Source organism: Massilia sp. YIM B02769, assembly GCF_030411995.1.
Classification (GTDB): Bacteria; Pseudomonadota; Gammaproteobacteria; order Burkholderiales; family Burkholderiaceae_D; genus Telluria.
This window is the reverse complement of the sequence record NZ_JASNRC010000001.1, coordinates 390,697-409,870: the sequence shown is the minus strand read 5'-3', so window position 1 is coordinate 409,870 and position 19,174 is coordinate 390,697. Positions and strand designations below refer to the sequence as shown.

Below are 19,174 nucleotides of genomic sequence, written 5' to 3'. Positions count from 1 at the left end.
TTCCGAACACTTTCTCGATTGCGCAGTGTAAAAAGTCGACCTGTCCCGCACCTGGCCGGCGCGGGTGGCGGGGCCGCCGCGACAGCGACCCGGCCGCGGTCCCCGTTTTACAAGCGCCAGACGCAGTAGCCCGCTTCCTTCAGGGCAGCCTCGTCGAATTGCGACTTGACGTCGATGAAGCAGCCGCCGTCGTTCAGCTTGGCCTGGAAATCGGTCAGCGACAGCGCCAGCACTTCCTTGTGCGGCACGGCGGCGATCAGGGCGTCGGCCTTTGGCAAATTGTCCCAGGATTCCAGCTTGATGCCGTACTCGTGCTCGGCTTCATCGCTTTCGGCCAGCGGGTCGTAGACGTGGACGTCGACGCCGTAGCTCTGCAGCTCATGGACGATGTCGGCCACTTTCGAGTTGCGCAGGTCGGGGCAGTTTTCCTTGAAGGTCAGGCCGATGACGTTGACTTTCGCGCCCTTCACCTGGAAACCCGAGGAAATCATCGACTTCACGGTTTTTTCCGCGACAAACTTGGCCATGCCGTCGTTGATGCGGCGGCCCGCCAGGATCACCTGCGGATGGTAGCCGACCATCTCGGCCTTGTGGGTCAGGTAGTAGGGATCGACGCCGATGCAATGGCCGCCGACCAGGCCCGGACGGAAGGGCAGGAAGTTCCACTTGGTGCCGGCGGCTTTCAGCACTTCCAGCGTGTCGATGCCGATCTTGTCGAAAATGATCGCCAGTTCGTTCATCAGCGCGATATTCAGGTCGCGCTGGGTGTTTTCGATGACCTTCGCCGCTTCCGCGACCTTGATGCTCGAGGCGCGGTGCACGCCGGCGGTGATCACCGACTCATACAGCTGGGCAATTTGCTCCAGCGACTCCGCGTCGTCACCCGACACGACCTTCAGGATCGTGGTCAGCGTGTGTTCCTTGTCGCCCGGATTGATGCGCTCCGGCGAGAAGCCGACGTGGAAATCGTCCTTCCACTTCAGGCCCGAGTGTTTTTCGAGCAGGGGGATGCAGACTTCCTCGGTGGCGCCCGGGTACACGGTCGACTCGAAGACGACGATCGCGCCCTTCTTCATGTGCTTGCCGACGGTGGTGCTGGCGCCGATCAGCGGCGTGAAGTCCGGGTTATGGGCGATGTCGACCGGGGTCGGCACGGCCACCACCACGTAATCGGCCTCGGCCAGCTTGGCCGGGTCGGTGGTCACTTCCAGTTGTTTTGCCGACTGCAGCTGCTCGGTCGAGACTTCGCCGGTCGGGTCGATGAATTGTTTGTAGTTCTCGATTTTGGCGGCCGACAGGTCGAAACCAATCGTTCTTACCTTCTTGCCGAACTCCACTGCCAGTGGCAGCCCGACGTAACCCAGTCCAACTACTGCGACGACCTGATCTGCTTTCATTATCAGCTTCCGTTATCGAATAAAGTTTTGCTATTATGCTAATTTTTAATATAGCATGGAAACAGGAGACGCCTCAATACCGGGTTTCTGTTTGTAGAACACCAACAACAGACGTTTCCTGACGATGTTGTATTTGCATCTGAACGCTTCCCAAGGCTCCCTTTCCATGCATGCTGGATGAACTTGCCTGAGATGCGGCAGAATCGTGCCGGGCTTTATTTGCCGGCGGTGCGAAGTCTGTCGTTCTCACTGCCATTCGCTACAGGCCGGTTGCAGCACGAAGCCGCACGCTCGCCACATGGCACCGTGCAATATTAGCATTTTCTGCTAGACAAGTTCCGCAAGAAAATGAATCGTGCGCAGGCCACACTTTTGGCTCGCCAAGCGAGAACGAAGTTGTCAATCGTATACAATCTGGCGCGATCAATCATGTACCGTCGGAAACCCGGTGCACACCGCAGGAGCAGCGCTTGAACGACCTCGAATTCTCCTATCTCGACTCGGCCGCCCCCGGCAACGACGAGCTCGACGCCTTTGCCCGCGCCCGGCCGGACGGCAGCGCCTATCACCTGGCGGCCTGGCGCCGCGCGGTGGCGGGCGCCTACGGCTACGCCGGGCAAGCCCTGGTCGCGCGCCGCAACGGCAAGCTGGCCGGCATGCTGCCCTTGTCGGCGGTGAGCCGACCCCTGGGCAAGCTACGCTGGATCTCCCTTCCCTTCTGCGACCTGGGCGGGCCGCTGGCCGACTCGCCGGACGTGGCCGACGCCCTGGCGGCGCGCGCGCGGGCCGACGTCGGCGGCGCCGGCGCCGCCGGACTCGCGCTGCGCTGCTCGCACGAAGGCGCCCTCGACGAAGCGGCGCTCGAAGGGCGCAAGGTGCGCATGCTGCTGGGCCTGCCCGACAGCGCCGCGGCCCTGATGCAGAGTTACCCGCCGAAACTGCGCAGCCAGGTGCGCAAAGCGGAAAAGAATGGCCTCACCTCGGAGGTGGCGAGCGGAAGTGAGGCTGTGGCCGCGTTCTACGATGTCTACAGCCGCAACATGCGCCGCCTCGGCAGCCCGCCGCACAGCCGCGCCTGGTTCGACGCGATCTACCGCCACTACAGCGCGGCCGGCGACATGTTCATCATCATCGTGCGCCACGAGGGCAAGGCGGTCGGCGCCGGCTGGGTGCTGCTGTGCGGCGACAAGGCCGTGATCCCCTGGGCCTCGACCCTGGCCGACTACAACCCGCTGGCGCCGAACATGCTGCTGTACTGGACGATCCAGTCGCAATTGTGCGAACGCGGCGTGCGCCAGTTCGACTTCGGCCGCTCGACCTATGGCGAGGGGACGTATAAATTCAAAAAGCAATGGGGGGCGGTGCCGGTGGCGCTCGACTGGCGCGAGTGGGATGCGCAGGGGGTGGCGCTGAACGCGGCTCCGGTTGCGGCGGCCGCCAATGGTGGCATGAAGGCGAACCTGCGGCCGATGATCGAGAGCGCCTGGCAAAAACTGCCGCTGGCGGTGACCAACCGCCTGGGGCCAAGGCTGCGGCGCTATATCACACTGTAATGCTGCCGGTTCGGCAATCTATTTATATAGTTGCCAGTGATGGAAATGGCTGTTTGCGCACGCGGACGGCCATTCGTGTTTTTACACGGGCAGGAATCGAAGGGTGATCAAGTTGCCTGAACAGGCAAAAAGGGAGATGCGTCAGGTGGCGCGGCTGGCTGGGATCGAACCAGCGACCCTTGGCTTCGGAGGCCAATACTCTATCCACTGAGCTACAGCCGCGCGGGAAACTCCTGAGCGATGCGAAGGATACAGTCTTTCGCCCGTGGCGTCCACGGAAAGTGTGGCGCGGCGCTTTCTGCATGTGCCATGGGGCATCTTTTGGGACTATAATCGCCGACTGCGGCCTTTGCAAAAATGTCATGCAAGAAGCGTAAGCGCCGGGTAGCAGGTTTGGTGGCAGTCAGTGGCTGTAAGTCTAGTGGCAGGTTTTTTTAATCGTATTAAGGAAATCATGAGCGACGCACACAATGAACAATCGTTTATCCGGACGCCCAAGCAGCTCATCGCGGTGGTCGCTGGCTTCTTCCTGGTAATCGTTATCGGCATCATCCTGCTGGTTTCCTTTGTCACGACCGACAAGCTCGAAGGCGCGGGCACCCAGAGCCTGGGCGAAGAGGCCGTTGCCGCGCGCCTGCGCCCGGTGGCCGAAGAAGGCTTTACCCTGGTCGATGCGAATGCCCCGAAAGTGCTGCAGGCCGGCGGCGCCGTCTATACCGCCGTGTGCGCGGCTTGCCACAGCGCCGGCGTGGCCGGTGCGCCGAAGGTCGGCGCGGCTGGCGACTGGACCGCGCGCCTGGCGCAGGGCTACGACACGCTGGTGAAACACGCCATCGAAGGCATCCGCGCGATGCCGGCGAAAGGCGGCAACCCCGACCTCGACAACCTGGAAGTGGAACGCGCCGTGGTCTACATGGCCAACCAGAGCGGCGCCAAGTTCAAGGAACCGGCCGCACCGGCGGTCCAGGCCGCGGCGCCTGCCGCCGGCGCACCAGCGGAAGCGGCCGCCGCGCCAGCCGCGCAGAATGCCGCCACCGCCGCGCCGATCGCCGGCACGCCATCGGCCGCACCTGCTGCTGCCCCTGCCCCCGCCCCTGCGGCAGCCCCGGCCGTCGCCAGCGCCGACAACGGCAAGACCCTCTACAACACCGCCTGCATGGCCTGCCACGGCGCCGGCATTGCCGGTGCACCAAAGCTGGCCGACAAGGCAGCCTGGGCGCCGCGCATCCAGCAAGGCACGGCCGTGCTGTACAAGCATGCGATCGAGGGCTTCCAGGGCAAGTCTGGCGTGATGCCGCCGAAGGGGGGCGCCAGCGCGCCGGATGCCGACGTCAAGGCCGCGGTCGATTTCATGGTCGCCGCCGCGCGCTGAGCGAAACGTTCGGGATGGCTATAAGGATGGCGAAGTCGATTGCCAATGTGATACTCGGTTACACGCGATTTGGCGCAAAGTCCAGCGAAACCGATTGAGGGAGATTAAAACTCTGCCACTGAAACCGCCCGCATGGGCGGTTTTTTTATTGCGTCAATATCGAAAAAGGCAATATAAATACACACGAAAATCGCTTATAAACCGAATAATGCTCGTGAAAAAAGCGATAAGTTTATGTTGTATTTGGGCGAAATTCGGAACAGATTGCTGATTTTACTGTTCCTAAATTTTGCTTTGGCGTAACCTTCAGGAATTCCATGAGGCAATAATTTGTTCCTCTCAGTAACTTCCTGAAGACTGCCATGACTCTCCCACTCCATACTCTTGCAATGCGAATCGCTGCAATCGCGGCATTCGGTAGCACCCTGGTAGCCTGCGGCGGCGGCGGCGGCTCGGGTGCGAACACCAGCCTGGCCGGTACCTCGGCAAGCGCGCCGGCAGCCACGCCTGCACCGGTCGCCACGCCTCCGGTGGCGAACACCGGCACCGAAACCGATCCGGACCGTATCGACCTGAGCGACGAAAGCACCGGCAGCAACGCCGGCAACGGCGTGGAAGCGGTTGCGGACGTGCCGGATACGGCCGTGCCGGACAGCGGTCTCGTCACCGCCCCGATCTCCGGCTCGACCACTGTGCCGGCGCCGGCCGTGGTTGCCCCTGTAAACACGACGCCGCCGGCCAATTACGCGATCTATAACACCGTTACCGACGTGCGCCTGCAAAACACCGGCAGCGCTGCGCAGACGAATGTCCCGGTCAGCTTCGGCCAGGTGTTCGCCGCCGGCGACCTGCAGAAAAACGAAATGCTGGTCGGCCGCCTCGACAACGGCACCCTGGTGCCCCTGCAGCTCGACGTCAAGGCCAGCCACGCCGATGGTTCGGTGCGCCATGCCGTGATCTCGGCGATCCTGCCTGGCCTGGCCGGCAACGAAGCGCGCACCATGCAGCTGATGAAGACGAATGCGCCGAATACCGCGAGCACGCAGGCGCCGAAGGTGCTGCTGTCGAATGGCTTCAGCGCGTCGGTGCATGCGACGATCGACGGCGTCGAGTATAAGGTGTCGGCCGACGATTTGATCAAGAGCGGCTGGAAATACAACACCTGGCTGTCGGGCGCCGTCGCCAACGAATGGCAAGTGTCGGCGCCGCTGACCAGCGCGGCCGGCGTGGAACACCCGCACCTGACCGCACGCTTCGCGATCCGCTGGTACGACAGCATCAAGAAGGCACGCGTCGACGTCACCCTGGAAAACAACTGGGCCTACGAGGCGAATCCGGGCAACATCACCTACGACGCCAAAGTCGTGGTGGGCGGCCAGCAGGTGTATACCAAGCCTGCCCTGACCCACCTGCACCACAGCCGCTGGCGCAAGCTGTTCTGGTTTGGCGCCGCGCCGGCCGTGCACGTGCGCCACAACACCGGCTACCTGATCGCCAGCCGCGCGCTGCCGAACTACGACCAGAGCGTCGTGACGCCGGAATCGACCCTGACCGGCCTGATGGCGAAATGGACCGGCGCCGCCATCGAACCGATGGGCGTGGGCCTGGCCAATCCCTACATGCCGAGCACCGGCGGCCGCAACGACATCGGCCTGCTGCCTGGCTGGGCCGCGACCTACCTGCTGAGCATGGACCCGCGCGCCAAGACCGTCACCCTCGGTACGGCCGACCTGGCCGGCAGCTGGTCGTCGCACTACCGCGACAAGAACACGGACCGTCCGGTCAGCCTGATGGACTACCCGTACATGACCATGCTCGGTACCAAGAACGATACGAAGAACCCGACCACCAAGCAGTACGAGGCCTTCCCTGCCTGCCCGAGCGCGAGCTGCACCACGCCGAACAAGCACGACACCTCGCACCAGCCGGCATTCGCCTACCTGCCTTACCTGGTGACCGGCGACTACTACTACCTGGAAGAGCTGCAGTTCTGGGCCATGTACAACGTGTTCCAGTCGAACCCGGGCTGGCGCAAGAATATCCAGGGCCTGGTGGCCGACGACCAGGTGCGTGGCCAGGCATGGAGCATGCGTACGCTGGCGGAAGCGGCCTATATCACGCCGGACAGCGACCGCCTGAAGGATCACTTCAACCGCATCATGGCGAGCAACCTGGAGTGGTACAACACCAAGTACACGAACAATGCTTCGGCCAACAAGTTCAACGTGCTCGACATGAGCAGCGCCGTCATCTACGACAGCAAGCGCGGCGTGGCGCCATGGCAGGACGACTTCTTCACCTCGGCCATCGGCCATGCCGTGGAGCTCGGCTTTACCCAGGCTCAGGGCCTGCTGGCCTGGAAGGCGAAGTCGCCGGTGATGCGCATGACCGACCCGGGCATCTGCTGGATCGACGGCGCCCTGTATTCGATGAACATCCGCGACTCGGCCACCAGCCCCTTCTATACGCAGATGGCGCAGGCCGCGGCGGCCAGCCAGTCCGAAGGCTTCCGTGCGGCAGAATGCGGCAGCGCCGCGATGGCCAGCTTCCTGAAGCTGAAAGTGGGCGAGATGACGGGTTACTCGTCGACCGTGATCGGCTATCCGTCGAACATGCAGCCGGCCCTGGCATATGCCGTCGATGCCCGCCTCGGCAACGGCAGCGCCGCCTGGACCAGGTTCATGGCGCGTACCGTCAAGCCGAACTACGGCACCGGTCCCCAGTTCGCCATCGTCCCACGCTGATCGCAGCGGCGGCGCGACCAACCCCGGCCACTGCAAGGTGGCCGGGGTTTTTTCTTTGGTGGTGGAATGAAAAAAGCCGCCCGGCTTGCGCGGGGCGGCTTCTCGTCACATTACCAGATGCTCATCACCAGATAATCACGCGTTCCTTCGGTGCCAGGTACATCTTGTCGCCCTGCTTCACCTTGAAGGCTTCGTAGAAGCCCGGCTGGTTCTTCAGGGTGCCGTTGGCGCGGTACTGGCCCGGCGAGTGCGGGTCGGTCTTCACCTGGGCGATCTGCGCCGGTTCGCGCATCTTCGAACGCCACACCTGGGCCCAGCCCATGTACAGGCGCTGTTCGCCGGTCATGCCGTTGATTACCGGGGCCTTCTTGCCGTTCAGCGAGATCTTGTAGGCTTTCGCGGCGATGGCGAGACCCGAGTTGTCGGCGATGTTCTCGCCCAGGGTCAGCTCGCCGTTGACGTGGTAGCCAGGCAGCGGCTCGAAGGCGTTGTACTGCTCGACCAGCATCTTGGTCTTGGCCTTGAAGTTCTTGTGGTCCGACGGGCTCCACCAGTCGCGCAGGTTGCCGTCGCCGTCGTACTGGGCGCCCTGGTCGTCGAAGCCGTGGCTGATCTCGTGGCCGATGACGGCGCCGATGCCGCCGTAGTTGACCGCGTCATCCGCGTTGGCGTCGAAGAACGGCGGCTGCAGGATCGCGGCCGGGAACACGATCTCGTTCATCTCCGGGTTGTAGTACGCGTTGATGGTCTGCGGCGTCATGCCCCACTCTTCGCGGTCGATCGGCTTGCCCAGTTTGTTCAGCTCGCGGTCGGCCTCGACCACGCGCGAACGCATCACGTTGCCGACCAGGTCGTCACGCTTGACGACCAGCGCCGAGTAGTCCTTCCACTTGTTCGGGTAGCCGATCTTCGGGGTGAACTTGGCCAGCTTGGCTTGCGCTTCCTTCTTGGTCGCAGGGCTCATCCAGTCGAGCTTGTCGATGCTCTGCTTGTAGGCGACCAGCAGGTTCTTGACCAGGGTCTCCATGCGCGCCTTGCGCTCGGCCGGGAAGTGCTCGGCCACGTACAGCTTGCCGACGGCTTCGCCCTGGGCACGCTCGACCACGCCGACGCCACGCTTCCAGCGCGGTTCGATCTGGGTCACGCCCGACAGGGTCTTGCCGTAGAAGTCGAAGCGCTGGTCGACGAAGGCCTTCGACAGGTAGCTGCTGTAGCTGTCGACCAGGTGCATGGCCAGGTAGGCCTTCCAGGTGTCGAGCGAGGTCTTGCCCGAGAGTTCGGCGAAGCCCTTCAGGTAGGTCGGCTGGCTGACGATGACGTAGTCGGTCTTGCCTTCGATGCCCGTGGTCTTGAACCAGGTGGCCCAGTCGTAGTTCGGGGCGATCTTGCCCATGTCGGTCAGGTTGACCTTGTTGTAGGCCTTGATCGGGTCGCGCAGCTCGACCTTGGTCCACTGGATCTTCGCCAGTTCGGTCTCGAAGTCGACGATGGCTTTCGCGTTCGCGGCGGCGTTCTTGTCGCCGGCGAGCGCCAGGGTCTTCTCGATGTGGGCCAGGTACTTGGCTTTTACATCTGCCAGTTTGGCGTCGTCGGCCTTCAGGTAGTAGTCGCGGTCAGGCATGCCCAGGCCGCCCTGGTAGATGTCGGCCACGTACTTGGTCGAATCCTTGTTGTCCTGGTGGATGCCGAAGTCGAACGGCACGTTGACGCCGATCTTGCCCAGGCGCGCCAGCACGGCCGGCAGCTCGGACTTGTCCTTGATCGCGGCGATCTTCGCCAGTTCGCCGTTCAACGGGGTCACGCCCAGTTGTTCCAGGCGCGCTTCGTCCATGTAGCTGGCCCAGAAATCGCCGATGCGCTGGGCGTCGGTGGCGGCGGCCGGGTTGCCGGCGGCGGCCTTCTCGATGATGGCGCGAATCTGCGGCAGGGTGTTCTCGCGCAGTTCCATGAACGAACCCCAGCTCGACTTGTCGGCCGGGATCTCGACGTTCTTCAGCCACTTGCCGTTCAGGTATTCGAAGAAGTCGTCCTGCGGGCGCACGGACGATTCGATGTATTCGGTGGCGATGCCGGCCGACAGGACCGGGGCTTTCGCGGTCTTGGTGGTTGCGGCGGCGGCGGCAGCGCCCGTACCGGACGCGGATTCAGCCTGGGCAAAACCAGCGATCAGTGCCAGCGTCAGGGCGCTCAGCATGTGCTTTTTCATGTGTCTCTCCACTGTTTTAGATGGTGTCGGCCGGCGCCTCGTGGACGCCGGCCGGATTCCGCTAGATATGCATACGTCCCGTAGGTACGGGCATTCTGCATGGCCAGACCGATGACTTTACCAGATCGAGACGCGATCTTTCGGGGCCAGGTACATTTTGTCGCCTTCTTTCACGCCAAACGCTTCGTAGAAGGCCGGGTGGTTCATCACGGTACCATTGGCGCGGAACTGGCCCGGCGAGTGCGGGTCGGTCTTCACCTGCACGATCTGCTGGGCTTCGCGCATCTTCGAGCGCCACACCTGGCCGAAGCCCATGAAGAAGCGCTGGTCGCCGGTCAGGCCGTCGATCACAGGGGCCTGCTTGCCCTTCAGCGAGATCTTGTAGGCTTTGTAGGCGATCGCCAGGCCCGAGTTGTCGCCGATGTTCTCGCCCAGGGTCAGTTCGCCGTTGACGTTGTAGCCGGGGATCGGGCTGTAGCCGTTGTACTGCTTGACCAGCATGTCGGTGCGCTTTTTAAAGGCGTCCAGGTCTTCCTTGGTCCACCAGTTGCGCAGGTTGCCCTCGCCGTCGGACTGGCTGCCCTTGTCGTCGAAGCCGTGGCCGATCTCGTGGCCGATCACGGCGCCGATGGCGCCGTAGTTGACCGCGTCGTCGGCGCGCATGTCGAAGAACGGCGGCTGCAGGATCGCGGCCGGGAACACGATCTCGTTCATCGAGCTGCTGTAGTAGGCGTTCACGGTCTGCGGCGTCATGCCCCACTCTTCGCGGTCGATCGGCTGGCCCAGCTTGCCGATGTTACGGTTGTAGCCGAATTCGGAAGCGCGCTTGACGTTGCCGATCAGGTCATCGTTGCGGATGCTCAGTTTTGCGTAGTCGCGCCACTTGTTCGGGTAGCCGACCTTCGGCACGAACTTGGCCAGCTTGGCCTGGGCTTCGACCTTGGTGGCCGGGGTCATCCAGTCGAGGTTGTCGATGCTTTCCTTGTAGGCGGCGGTGACGTTCTTCACCAGTTCTTCCATGCGCGCCTTGCGCTCGGCCGGGAAGTATTTTTCCACGTACAGCTTGCCGGCGGCTTCGCCCAGCGCGCCTTCGACCAGCGACACGCCCGACTTCCAGCGCGGACGGTTTTCGGTGACGCCGGTCAGCACGGTGCCGTAGAAGGCGAAGTTGGCGTCGACAAAGGCCTTCGACAGGTAAGGCGAGTATTCGCGTAGCAGCTGCCATTCGAAGTAGGACTTCAGGGTCGCCAGGTCGGTCTTCGCCAGGACCCCGTTGAAGCCGGTCAGGTAGCTCGGCTGGGCGACGATGACGTAATCGAGCTTGCTGCCGACGCCGGCCGCGTTCAGTGCGGCGTTCCAGTCGTAGCCCGGGGTCAGCTTGGCCAGCTCGGCCACGCTCATCTTGTTGTAGCGCTTGACCGGGTCGCGGTTCTCGACCTTGGTCCACTGCACCTGGGCCAGTTCGGTTTCGAAGGCGACGATGGCCTTGGCCTGGGCCGCGGCGTTCTTCTCGCCGGCCAGGGTCAGGATCTGCGCGACGTGGGCTTCGTACTTGGCGCGGGTGTCCGCCATGCGCTTGTCGTCGAGCTTCAGGTAGTAGTCGCGGTCCGGCATGCCCAGGCCGCCCTGGCCGATGTAGGTGGCGTACTTGGTGGAGGCACGCGCATCCTGGCCGACGCGGATGCCGTACGGGGTCGAGACGCCGATCCGCGACAGGTGGGCCACCAGCTGCGGCACGTCTTTTTTATCTTTCAGGCCGCGGATGCGCTGCAGTTCGCTCGCCAGCGGCTTCACGCCCAGGGTTTCCAGCTTGGCTTCGTCCATGAAGCTGGCGTACAAATCGCCGATCTTCTGTTCGTTGGTGCCGGCCTTTTTCGCCGTGTTCTTTTGCGCCGCTTCGATGATCTCGCGCAGGTGGGCCTGGGCGTCGTCGCGCAGCTGCATGAAGGTGCCCCAGCTGGCCTTGTCGGCCGGGATCTCGGTGGACTTGAGCCACTTGCCGTTCAGGTGGGTGAAGAAGTCGTCCTGCGGACGCACCGAGTTGTCGATGAACTGGGTATCGATCCCGGAGATCGGCGCGGCCGATGGGCCGGCAGGCTGGGTGGCGTCGCCGGCATGGGCGAAAGCGGCCAGCATGGACAAGGTCAGGGTGCTCAGAAGGGTACGTTTCACGGGAAAGTCCTCGGTTGCAGTCAAAGCGGCGCGTGGCCACAAAAAAACGGAAAGCGGCCGGTAAGCCGCATTCCGGGATTCAGATAGGGTGTTCGCCCCGTTTGCACGCCAGCGGGGGCGCGGGATGCGCGGAAGGGTCTGGCGGGAAAGCGCCGCCGCGGCCGGCAGCCGGGGCGGGATCGACCGCGCCACCCTGCAGGGAGGCGGCGGCAATCGGGGTCAGGGTCGTCATGTCTTGTATTTATTATCGTGGCCGTCACCCTGGGCGGGGCGGCCGTATGAATTCTTGGCAAGACATTCTAGCGGCTGGCGGGCTGGCCGCTACACCGGCGGCCGCTTTTTTACTTTTCGATACAACAGGCCTGGCCGGGTTCAAAAACCGCCGGCGCCGCCGACCGACACGCCACCCTGCATGCCGCCCATGCCGCCGCCCGGCCGCCCGCGCCCGCCGCCGGGGCCGCCCGGCCCTCCCTCGCGGCCGCCTTCGCGCTTGCCGCCCTCTTCCCCGCGCGCCGGCCCGCCGTCGCGCACGCGCTCGAGCTGGTCGGCCAGGAAGCGCAGCACCTGGGTGCGCTGGCGATCGTCGAGGGCGTCGTTCAGCAGCAGCCACTGTTCGCGCAGGGCCTTGTCCTCGGCCACGCTGGCCTGCGCTTCGGCGTCGGCCGCCGTGCCCAGGGTGCGCAATTCGGCGCCCGGGTCCTGCGCCAGCGCCGTGGCCTGCGCCTGCAGGCGTTCGCGCCGGCCCTGGCGTTCGCGCAGGATGGCCCGGGTGCGGGCTTCGCTTTGCTGCCACAGCAGCTGCTGGTTGGCGTTGAGCGCCAGCGCCTTGCGCAGTTCCGGCGCCATCGCCAGCAGGTCGCCGGCGCGCAGGTCCATCAGGGGCGAAGCGGCGGCAACGCCGCTATGCAGGATCAGCGCCAGGGCGGCGGCGCGTACAAGGGAAGTCGGGTTCATGGATGCTCCAGGCAAAAAAAAGCCCACGGAGGGGGCCATGGGCAAAATCCACTGTTGGGGTGGAGAGAGAAAAACTGCAATTGACTATAGGTCGGCAGGCGGGCTGCCACGTCCACTCTTACAATTGCTTACCGGACGCCCAAGCGGCTTTACAAACGCCTTTACACAAACCCGCACATTGCGCGCGCGGCCCGTATTTGCGCGGGCGCCACGGCAGGCGCGCAGGAATAAGGTTTATACTGAACCCGCGCTATCTCATGCGTGCCAGGGCGGCTGCGCGCCGCCGCGATCGATCATATTTATGCGTTCCACTCTGAAGAACACCGGCTTGCTGGCCGTCGGCGTCGTTGCCGGCGTCGCGGTCACGATGCAGTTTTCCGCGCTGGCCTACAAGCCGGTCGAGCCCAGCATGCCGCTCGACGGCCTGCGCCAGCTGTCGCAGGCGGCCGAGGTCATCCAGTCCGACTACGTCGAGCCGGTGAAGGGCGACAAGCTGCTGACCGAGGCCATCAACGGCATGGTCGGCTCGCTCGACCCGCACTCCGGCTACCTCGACCCGGCCGCCTACCGCGAACTGCGCGAAGGCACCGAGGGCCGCTTCGTCGGCCTGGGTATCGAGATCAGCCAGAGCGACGAGGGCTACGTGGAAATCGTCGTGCCGATGGAGGATTCGCCGGCCGAACGCGCCGGCATCCAGGCCGGCGACCTGATCACGCGCATCGACGGCGCCGACGTCCGTGGCCTGGGCCTGGAAGAAGCGGTCAAGCGCATGCGCGGCACGCCCGGCACCCGCGTCACGCTCACCATCGCACGCGCCAGCGCGCCGCAGCCGCTGGTGCTGACCGTCGAGCGCCAGGAAATCGTGCAGAAAAGCGTCAAGGCGAAGATCGTCGAACCGGGCTACGCCTGGATGCGCATCTCGCAATTCCAGGAACCGACCGTCGACGACATGGCGGCCAGGCTGGCCGACCTGGCGCGCCAGGAGCCGCAGCTGAAAGGCCTGGTGCTCGATCTGCGCAACGACCCGGGCGGCCTGCTGCAGGGCGCGATCGGCGTGGCCGCGGCCTTTTTGCCGAAGGGCGTGGAAATCGTCTCGACGAATGGCCAGCTGGCCGAATCGCGCCAGCGCTTCTTCGGCCAGCCCGAGTACTACATGCTGCGCAGCGGCCGCGATCCGCTGGCGAATGTGCCGGACGTCTTCAAGACCGTGCCGCTGGTGGTGCTGGTGAACACCGGTTCGGCCTCGGCCTCGGAGATCGTGGCCGGCGCGCTGCAGGACCACAAGCGCGCCAGCATCGTCGGCACCCGGACCTTCGGCAAGGGCTCGGTGCAGACCATCCGCCCGATCGGCACCGACGCCGCCGTGAAGTTGACCACCGCGCGCTACTACACCCCGGCCGGGCGATCGATCCAGGCGCGCGGCATCGTGCCCGACTTCGCGGTCGACGAAACCGCCGAGGACGACGGCCTGAACGCCCTGCGCATGCGCGAGGCCGACCTCGAGCACCACCTGAGCGGCGACGCCGAGGAAGCCACGCGCGAGGACGACATCGAGGAGCAGATGGCGCTGTTGGCCAAGCTGCGCCAGCGTAAGCCCCTGGCCTACGGCAGCGCCAGCGATTTCCAGCTGGCGCAGGCGGTGAAGCACCTGAAGGGCGAGACGATGCAGTTGTCGACGCGGCAGGAAGGGGCGAAGCTGGCGGGGGCTGTGAAGAACTGACCCGGCTATTTTACGTAACGCGGCGCTGACCGTACGGTGGGTACGCTGTGCCCACGCGGAAGCCGGCACTGTGTTGGCTCCGCTCTGAGCCGCGTGACCTGCTTCCAGACACACTATTTGATAGCGTGTCGAAACATCAAAATCCAGCCAACATAGCGCATCATTTCGCGTGGGCACGGCGTGCCCACCCTACGGGACGCCACATCGACACGCGGCGTGTTATCGACTTGGCAAAAACCGGCGATTCAATCCGAATAATCTGCCTACAAAATAGTCACCCCGACAATTCCCACGCCCTCCCCGATTGTGTAGAATCGCCGTCAGTCTTGGGGAAACACCCCTTATCTCCTTTGAAAGTCCGAACATGAAATCTGTCGTCATCAGCGGCACCGGCCTGTTTACGCCTCCGTATTCCATCTCGAACGACGAGCTGGTGACGGCGTTCAATGCCTACGTCGAGCTGCACAACACCGAACATGCCGCCGCCATCGCCGCCGGCGAAGTCACCGCGCTCGAGCCGTCGAGCAGCGGCTTCATCGAAAAAGCCTCCGGCATCAAGTCGCGCTACGTGATGGAAAAGGAAGGCATCCTCGATCCGAAGCACATGACCTCGCGCATCGCCGAACGCGGCGACGACGAGATCTCGCTGCAGGCGGAAATGTGCGTCGCCGCCGCCAAGGATGCGCTGGCGCGCGCCGGCCGCGTGGCGGGCGACATCGACATGGTGCTGGTCGCCGCCTCGAACATGCAGCGCGCTTACCCGGCGATGGCGGTCGAAGTCCAGGAAGCGCTGGGCATCGAAGGCTATGGCTTCGACATGAACGTGGCCTGCTCCTCGGCCACCTTCGGCATCCAGACCGCGATGGCGGCCGTGCAGACCGGCCAGGCGCGCGCCGTGCTGGTGCTGAACCCAGAAATCACCAGCGGCCACCTGAACTTCCGCGACCGCGACAGCCACTTCATCTTCGGCGACGCCTGCACCGCGATGATCATCGAGGCGGCCGACACCGCCGTCGGCGAGCACCAGTTCGAGATCCTCGACTCGAAACTGAAGACCAAGTTCTCGAACAACATCCGCAACAACTTCGGCTTCATGAACCGCTTCGACGAATCCGGCGTGGGCGCCTCGGACAAGCTGTTCCGCCAGCAGGGCCGCAAGGTGTTCAAGGAGGTCTGCCCGATGGCCGCCGAGATGATCCGCGAGACCGTGGAAGCGGCCGGCCTGGAGATCCCGCAGGTGTCGCGCTACTGGCTGCACCAGGCGAACCTGAACATGAACCTGCTGATCACGCGCACCCTGCTGGGCCGCGACGCCGAACCGGGCGAAGCGCCGGTGATCCTCGACAGCTACGCCAACACCTCGTCGGCCGGCTCGATCATCGCCTTCCATAAGTACCAGGACGACCTGCCGCAGGGCGCGAACGGCGTCATCTGCTCGTTTGGCGCCGGTTATTCGATCGGCTGCGTGGTGGTACGCAAGAAGTAAGCGCTCTCCAGGCTCCCGGCCGGACTGCAGGACCGCTTTGGCGGTCCTTTTTTTTGCTGTCACGCCGGCGCAACAACTGCTGCATTGCCGCATCAAAAGTTATAACAATTTATATAGTTTCTGCTATGATCAATCAACATAAGAATTATATTTTTTGCAAGGGGTTCATCATGGCAGAGATCAGCGATATACCGGTATTGCGTGCGGACGTGCGTCAACTCGTGGTCGGCCCGTCCGACTTGTACGGTGTCCATCGCAAGCTGCTGGGGGTGGGTTGCCTGTTGGTGCTGGCGCACTGCATGGCCATGGCGCTGAAGTACTACGCCGGCAACGACATCGCGTTCGGCCTAGTGCCCCTGTTCGACTTCTACGAGGAAGGCAATGTTCCAACCTATGCCTCGTCCCTGAACCTGCTACTCACGTCAGGCCTGCTGTTCATGATTGCGCGCCTGGCGCGCGAAGCGGGCCACCGGGACGTGATGGCCTGGCGCGTATTGGCGGCCGGCTTCCTGTTCATGTCGGTCGACGAATTCGCCGACCTGCGCCAGATCCTCAGCAAGGTGGTCAAGGCATTGGCGGGCGCCCACTTCGAAACCGTGCCGCTGCTGTCGGTGGCGTGGACGGTGCCGGTGGCCTTCATCGTGATCGCGCTGGCGTTCTACATGCTGCCCTTCCTGCTGCGCCTGAAGAAGGTCTACATGCTCAACTTCGGCCTGGCCGGCGCCGCCTTCGTGTTCGCCGCGATCGGCTTCGAGACCATGGAGGGCAAGCACGTCCTGCTGACTCACGGCGTGCGCGACATTGCCTTCATGCTGATGGTGACCGCGGAAGAGACCATGGAAATCTTCTCGATCCTGTACTTCCAGTACTTCCTGCTCCGCTACATCAACGAGTACCACCGCGGGGTCTACCTGCGCGTGAGTTACTGAAGCACAGGATGGGGCGGCGCCAGCGCCCCGCCGCCAAGATTCGTTACAGCCGCGCCGCCAGCTCGGCTCCCTCGCGGATCGCGCGTTTCGCATCCAGCTCCGAGGCCAGCACGGCGCCGCCGATCTTGTGGAAAGCCGGGCCGCCGCCCGCACCCGGCGCGGTCAGCTCGTCCAGGCTTTCCTGCCCGGCGCAGATCACCACGTTGTCCACTTCCAGCAGCTTCTGCTCGCCTCCGACCGTGATGTGCAGGCCGGCGTCGTCGATGCGGTCGTACTGCACGCCGGCCAGCATGGTCACGCCGCCGCGCTGCAGGGCCGCGCGGTGCACCCAGCCCGAGGTCTTGCCGAGTCCCGCGCCGGGACGCGTGGTCTTGCGCTGCAGGAGCCAGAGCTGGCGGTAGGGATGGGCCGGCACGGGTTGCACCAGGCCGCCCGGCGTGCCGACCTGTAAATCGACGCCCCACTCGCCGGTCCAGGTGGCCACCGGCTGCGGCAGCGGGTGGCTCGGATCGTGCAGCAGGAACTCACCGGTGTCGAAACCGATGCCGCCAGCGCCGATGATAGCCACGCGCTTGCCCACTTGTGCCTTGTCGCGCAGGACCTCGAGATAGGACAGCACCTTCGGGTGGTCGATGCCGGGGATCGCGGGCTTGCGCATGCGTACGCCGGTGGCGACGATCACCTCGTCGAAGCCGCCCGCCAGCAGCTCCTCGCGCGTGACGCGGCGGTTCAGCCGGACGTCGACGCCGGTGGTCGCCAGCCTGCGGCCGAAGTAGCGGATGGTCTCGGCGAATTCTTCCTTGCCCGGGACCTGCATGGCGACCTTGAACTGGCCGCCGATGCTGCTGGACGCGTCGAACAGCGTGACCGCGTGGCCGCGCTCGGCCGCGACGGTGGCCGCCGACAGCCCGGCCGGGCCGGCGCCGACCACGGCGATGCGGCGCGGCCTGGTGGTCCTGGCGTACACCAGTTCGGTCTCGTGGCAGGCGCGCGGGTTGACCAGGCAGCTGGCGCGCTTGTTGGCGAAGGTGTGGTCGAGGCAGGCCTGGTTGCAGCCGATGCAGGTGTTGATCTCGTCGACGCGGCCGCTGGCGGCCTTGGCGACAAAAGCGGCATCGGCCAGGAAGGGCCGCGCCATCGACACCATGTCGGCGTCGCCGCGCGCGATCAGTTCATTCGCTTCATGCGGCATGTTGATGCGGTTCGAGGCCACCACCGGAATGCCCACTTCCTCGCGCAGGCGCCCGGCCACGCTGGCGAATGCCGCGCGCGGCACCGAGGTGACGATGGTCGGCACGCGCGCCTCGTGCCAGCCGTAGCCGGTGTTCAGGATGGTGACGCCGGCCGCTTCCAGTGCGCGCGCCACGGTCACGACTTCGTCCCAGGTATTCCCGCCTTCGACCAGGTCGAGCACCGAGTGGCGGTACATGATGATGAACTCTGGCCCGACGGCCTGGCGGATGCGGCGCACCACTTCCAGCGCCAGGCGCATGCGGTTCTCGATCGGGCCGCCCCAGCCATCGGTGCGCTTGTTTACGCGCGCGCACAGGAACTGGTTCAGCAGGTACCCCTCGCTGCCCATCACCTCGACGCCGTCGTAGCCGGCCTGCTTGGCCAGCTTCGCGCAGCGCGCATAGGCGCGGATGGTGGACTCGATGCCGCGTTCGCTCAGGGCGCGCGGCTTGAAGGGGGAGATCGGCGACTTCTTGCTTGACGCCGACACCACGAAGGGCTGGTAGCCGTAGCGGCCGGCGTGCAGGATCTGCAGCAGGATCTTGCCGCCCTCCTCGTGCACGGCGCGCGTCACGCGGCGGTGGTTCGGCACGTCGCCGAGGAAGTTAAGGGTGCCGCCCATCGGCAGCAGCCAGCCTTGCCGGTTCGGCGAAATGCCGCCGGTGACGATCAGCCCGACGCCGCCGGCTGCGCGCTCGCGGTAGAAGGCGGCCAGCTTGCCGTAGTTGTAGAAGCGGTCTTCGAGGCCGGTGTGCATCGAGCCCATGATCACGCGGTTCTTCAGCGTGGTGAAGCCGAGGTCGAGGGGCTGCAGCAGGTGGGGGTAGGCGGTATTGGTCATCACGGCATTAGACCGTGAAACTGTGGAGCGGGGGTTCTAAACGCGTGTCGATGTGCGGGCGTTGTCGTGGTGGGTTCGAGAACCCACCCTACACCTCATTACACCAAATGGCTCTCCGGCGCCCGCAACTCGGCAAACTGCTCGATACTGCCGATGCGCACCACCACCGGATTCAAGCTGGCATTCGGCGACATCGAACGCCACGCGAACTGCCATTCCTGTTCGCGCGCCTGGCCCGCGTTCTTGGTAAACGCGGCGCCCAGCGGCGAGCGCGCACCGTATTCGATGGCGCCATCGATGCCGGCCCAGTTGGGCAGCACGCGCTGCACGGCGCGGTGCAGGCGTTCGCCGAATTCCTCGGTGTTGTGGATCACCAGGCAGCAGTCGGCCGGCGACAGGATCTCGAACAGCGACTTGCTCCAGGCGCGCGAGAACGAGAGGGTGAGGAAACCGCCGGAGGGCACCAGCGTGAATTTGCCGGCAGTGAGCGCCTGCTCGAGGTCGCTGCGCATGCCATAGCTGTGCAGGGTGGGTGGGCGCTGGTAGTCTTGCATGTGGTACTCGATT

12 protein-coding genes and 1 tRNA gene are annotated in these 19,174 nt (G+C 64.5%); 6 read left to right on the top strand and 7 right to left on the bottom strand.

The genetic code is table 11. The annotated features are described in order from the left end of the window. Positions 1–107: 107 nt before the first annotated feature. A complete protein-coding gene (locus QPK31_RS01925) occupies positions 108–1,397 on the bottom strand; it encodes a nucleotide sugar dehydrogenase (protein ID WP_290421249.1) in 1,290 nt (429 codons plus the stop codon). 470 nt (positions 1,398–1,867) lie between these two features. Here QPK31_RS01925 and QPK31_RS01920 point away from each other — a divergent pair, with 470 nt between their 5' ends. Beyond that, positions 1,868–2,950, top strand: coding sequence for a GNAT family N-acetyltransferase (locus tag QPK31_RS01920; protein WP_290421248.1), 1,083 nt, complete (start codon positions 1,868–1,870; stop codon positions 2,948–2,950). Positions 2,951–3,096: 146 nt separating this feature from the next. Here the strand turns inward: QPK31_RS01920 and QPK31_RS01915 are convergent. After that, positions 3,097–3,172: transfer RNA gene (locus QPK31_RS01915), tRNA-Arg, on the bottom strand. Positions 3,173–3,404: 232 nt separating this feature from the next. Here QPK31_RS01915 and QPK31_RS01910 point away from each other — a divergent pair. Together QPK31_RS01910 and QPK31_RS01905 are read left to right on the top strand one after the other, a co-directional pair. Next, the gene (locus QPK31_RS01910) at positions 3,405–4,322 is read left to right on the top strand and encodes a cytochrome c5 family protein (protein ID WP_290421247.1); all 918 of its coding nucleotides are present in this window, start codon (positions 3,405–3,407) and stop codon (positions 4,320–4,322) included. Between the two features lie 389 nt (positions 4,323–4,711). Further along, positions 4,712–7,066, top strand: a complete 2,355-nt coding sequence (locus tag QPK31_RS01905) for a hypothetical protein (protein WP_290421246.1) — start codon at positions 4,712–4,714, stop codon at positions 7,064–7,066. 124 nt (positions 7,067–7,190) lie between these two features. On the opposite strand, the gene QPK31_RS01900 is transcribed toward QPK31_RS01905, so the two are convergent. From QPK31_RS01900 to QPK31_RS01890, 3 genes are all read right to left on the bottom strand, one after another. After that, positions 7,191–9,272 carry a M13 family metallopeptidase gene (locus QPK31_RS01900; protein WP_290421245.1) on the bottom strand — a complete coding sequence of 694 codons (2,082 nt, stop codon included), beginning with the start codon at positions 9,270–9,272 and terminating at the stop codon, positions 7,191–7,193. A 117-nt stretch (positions 9,273–9,389) separates the two neighbouring features. Then, positions 9,390–11,444: a M13 family metallopeptidase gene (locus QPK31_RS01895; RefSeq protein WP_290421244.1), complete on the bottom strand. Its 2,055-nt coding sequence runs from the start codon at positions 11,442–11,444 to the stop codon at positions 9,390–9,392. Between the two features lie 372 nt (positions 11,445–11,816). After that, the gene (locus QPK31_RS01890; protein ID WP_290421243.1) at positions 11,817–12,398 is read right to left on the bottom strand and encodes a hypothetical protein; all 582 of its coding nucleotides are present in this window, start codon (positions 12,396–12,398) and stop codon (positions 11,817–11,819) included. A 301-nt stretch (positions 12,399–12,699) separates the two neighbouring features. On the opposite strand from QPK31_RS01890, the gene QPK31_RS01885 reads away from it, so the two are divergent. From QPK31_RS01885 to QPK31_RS01875, 3 genes are all read left to right on the top strand, one after another. Further along, the gene (locus QPK31_RS01885) at positions 12,700–14,118 is read left to right on the top strand and encodes a S41 family peptidase (RefSeq protein WP_290421242.1); all 1,419 of its coding nucleotides are present in this window, start codon (positions 12,700–12,702) and stop codon (positions 14,116–14,118) included. A gap of 364 nt (positions 14,119–14,482) precedes the next feature. Further along, on the top strand, positions 14,483–15,604 hold the full coding sequence (locus QPK31_RS01880; RefSeq protein ID WP_290421241.1) for a beta-ketoacyl-ACP synthase III: 1,122 nt from the start codon (positions 14,483–14,485) through the stop codon (positions 15,602–15,604). Positions 15,605–15,774: 170 nt separating this feature from the next. Then, the gene (locus tag QPK31_RS01875; protein WP_290421240.1) at positions 15,775–16,533 is read left to right on the top strand and encodes a hypothetical protein; all 759 of its coding nucleotides are present in this window, start codon (positions 15,775–15,777) and stop codon (positions 16,531–16,533) included. Between the two features lie 43 nt (positions 16,534–16,576). Here the strand turns inward: QPK31_RS01875 and QPK31_RS01870 are convergent, their stop codons facing one another. Both QPK31_RS01870 and QPK31_RS01865 read right to left on the bottom strand, forming a co-directional pair. Next, on the bottom strand, positions 16,577–18,607 hold the full coding sequence (locus QPK31_RS01870) for an FAD-dependent oxidoreductase (protein WP_290421239.1): 2,031 nt from the start codon (positions 18,605–18,607) through the stop codon (positions 16,577–16,579). Positions 18,608–18,705: 98 nt separating this feature from the next. Further along, positions 18,706–19,161 carry a hypothetical protein gene (locus QPK31_RS01865; protein ID WP_290421238.1) on the bottom strand — a complete coding sequence of 152 codons (456 nt, stop codon included), beginning with the start codon at positions 19,159–19,161 and terminating at the stop codon, positions 18,706–18,708. Positions 19,162–19,174 lie beyond the last annotated feature (13 nt).

Excerpts from the sequence above, each read along its gene's own strand:
- QPK31_RS01905 (WP_290421246.1), top strand. The coding sequence starts at position 4,712 with ATGCGAATCGCTGCAATCGCGGCATTCGGTAGCACCCTGGTAGCCTGC.
- QPK31_RS01880 (WP_290421241.1), top strand. The coding sequence starts at position 14,483 with ATGAAATCTGTCGTCATCAGCGGCACCGGCCTGTTTACGCCTCCGTAT.
- QPK31_RS01900 (WP_290421245.1), bottom strand. The coding sequence starts at position 9,272 with ATGAAAAAGCACATGCTGAGCGCCCTGACGCTGGCACTGATCGCTGGT.
- QPK31_RS01865 (WP_290421238.1), bottom strand. The coding sequence starts at position 19,161 with ATGCAAGACTACCAGCGCCCACCCACCCTGCACAGCTATGGCATGCGC.
- QPK31_RS01925 (WP_290421249.1), bottom strand. The coding sequence starts at position 1,397 with ATGAAAGCAGATCAGGTCGTCGCAGTAGTTGGACTGGGTTACGTCGGG.
- QPK31_RS01890 (WP_290421243.1), bottom strand. The coding sequence starts at position 12,398 with ATGAACCCGACTTCCCTTGTACGCGCCGCCGCCCTGGCGCTGATCCTG.
- QPK31_RS01885 (WP_290421242.1), top strand. The coding sequence starts at position 12,700 with ATGCGTTCCACTCTGAAGAACACCGGCTTGCTGGCCGTCGGCGTCGTT.
- QPK31_RS01870 (WP_290421239.1), bottom strand. The coding sequence starts at position 18,607 with ATGACCAATACCGCCTACCCCCACCTGCTGCAGCCCCTCGACCTCGGC.
- QPK31_RS01875 (WP_290421240.1), top strand. The coding sequence starts at position 15,775 with ATGGCAGAGATCAGCGATATACCGGTATTGCGTGCGGACGTGCGTCAA.
- QPK31_RS01910 (WP_290421247.1), top strand. The coding sequence starts at position 3,405 with ATGAGCGACGCACACAATGAACAATCGTTTATCCGGACGCCCAAGCAG.